The sequence below is a fragment of the Aliterella sp. E5.1 genome, from assembly GCF_057473825.1.
The window spans coordinates 1-1,245 of record NZ_JBYCCV010000449.1 but is presented as its reverse complement, the minus strand read 5'-3'; the positions used below and the strand labels follow the sequence as shown (position 1 = coordinate 1,245).

2 protein-coding genes are annotated in these 1,245 nt (G+C 45.4%); one reads left to right on the top strand and one right to left on the bottom strand.

Annotation, left to right across the window (positions count from 1 at the left end):
- On the bottom strand, positions 1-1,020 hold a 1,020-nt coding region (locus tag AC2VE5_RS28135), incomplete at its 3' end, for a hypothetical protein (protein WP_486890794.1).
- A 56-nt stretch (positions 1,021-1,076) separates the two neighbouring features.
- Here AC2VE5_RS28135 and AC2VE5_RS28130 point away from each other — a divergent pair.
- Positions 1,077-1,245, top strand: a 169-nt coding sequence (locus AC2VE5_RS28130) for a transposase (RefSeq protein ID WP_486887409.1), incomplete at its 3' end; no start/stop codon positions are given.

The following is a 1,245-nucleotide window of genomic DNA, read 5'->3' as shown; positions in this document are numbered from 1 at the left end:
AGCAAGAGGTGGGGGGCTAGGTGGAGGGGAGTTCAGATAATTGGTTATACTTTGGTTGAGGGCAAGCAAGTCCCCGTCGCCCAGGTTGCTCAATTGCTCAACGACCATTAATTGCTTGTAGTGCGCCTGGAAATCTTTTGTCATGACTTCAATAGCCCTATCTGTCAATGGTTCCCCCTGTTTGAAGTTATTTCCAGTTTGAGAAATTCGGTCAAGATGTTTTTGAGATTTGCCTAATTCTCTTGCGGCTTTGTACCAATCCCGCAGCATATTTAGCGACGGGCTAGAAGATTGTAGGGTAGCAAGCATTTCGTCAGTCCGCTGATCAACGCGCTCTACGACTTGCTGAAAAAGTTGCATGGGGTCTACTGTCTCTGTCGCACTTGTCGCAGGCTCTCTAGAAGGTACGGGAGAAGTAAACCTTTCGCTAGAAGGTTCTTTGTTTATTGGTGGCGCTTCCACGTGTGTAGTATTTGCAACAGTCTCATTAACACTTTGTACAGATTCTTTTACTTGGCTTGCAGTCAAAGTCGGCTCTTTTTCTACTTTGGCTGTACTTTGAGGTACGCTCTTAAGTTCAGCAGCAGGAGTTGGGCTTAATCCAATATCAAACAAGCTTAACTGAACTCCAAGAGGTGCTTCTAGTAAAACCTGAGTGCTGGCAGAAGACTTCAAGGATGATTTAGGTTTAGCTGATTCTTCAGTTACTGCCTGTGGAGGTTGCAACGATGACTCTACAGCTTTTTGTGCTGACGGATGACTAACAACAGTTGCAATGGCGGGTGCTTGCTCCAAGGGCTGCTCTACAGTTTTTAGAGCAACGGCGGCTTTCTCTACCTGTTGGGGAGCTTCTGTTTGCCCTGGGTTTTTAACCTGGATTAGAGTTTGTTCTTGACCTGGTGCTGGTTGATTTAGATTCTTAACCTCTACTAAAGCTGGTTCCTGTAACGATGCTGACTGTTGTTTCGTTTGAAAAGCCGATAGGGCAGCTTTGCCAAATCCTTGTTCTATAGAACCCATTTGACATCTTTCCCTGGAAGGAAGTAACGTTAAGGCAAAAACATAATGCAGATGCCATGCCGTACCAGAGCAGCCTCACCGACGAAGAGTGGAAAATAATAGAACCTTTACTACCTAAGATCCTACCGCCGAAGAAGCAAACAAGACCTTCTAACTGGAGCAAGCGCGAAATCTTGGATGGCATCTTTTATCAACTGAAAAATGGTTGTAACTGGCAAGACTTGC